Source organism: Klebsiella sp. HN106, from assembly GCF_051209435.1.
In the GTDB taxonomy this organism is placed as follows: domain Bacteria; phylum Pseudomonadota; class Gammaproteobacteria; order Enterobacterales; family Enterobacteriaceae; genus Klebsiella; species Klebsiella oxytoca.
Genome location: NZ_JBLURD010000146.1, coordinates 1 through 358, shown reverse-complemented (window position 1 = coordinate 358; position 358 = coordinate 1). Strand labels below are relative to the sequence as shown.

The following is a 358-nucleotide window of genomic DNA, read 5'->3' as shown; positions in this document are numbered from 1 at the left end:
ACCTCGCAACGGTGAGCGAAAGCCGCGTTGCACTGCTCTTTAACAATTTATCAGACAATCTGTGTGGGCACTCAAAGTGACATGGATTCTTAACGTCTTCGGACGAAAAATGAATACCAAGTCTCAAAGAGTGAACACGTAATTCATTACGAAGTTTAATTCTACGAGCATCAAACTTAAATTGAAGAGTTTGATCATGGCTCAGATTGAACGCTGGCGGCAGGCCTAACACATGCAAGTCGAACGGTAGCACAGAGAGCTTGCTCTCGGGTGACGAGTGGCGGACGGGTGAGTAATGTCTGGGAAACTGCCCGATGGAGGGGGATAACTACTGGAAACGGTAGCTAATACCGCATAA

1 rRNA gene is annotated in these 358 nt (G+C 46.9%); it reads left to right on the top strand.

The annotated features are described in order from the left end of the window. Positions 1-178 precede the first annotated feature (178 nt). A 16S ribosomal RNA gene (locus ACSIPU_RS30720) occupies positions 179-358 on the top strand; the annotation flags it as partial.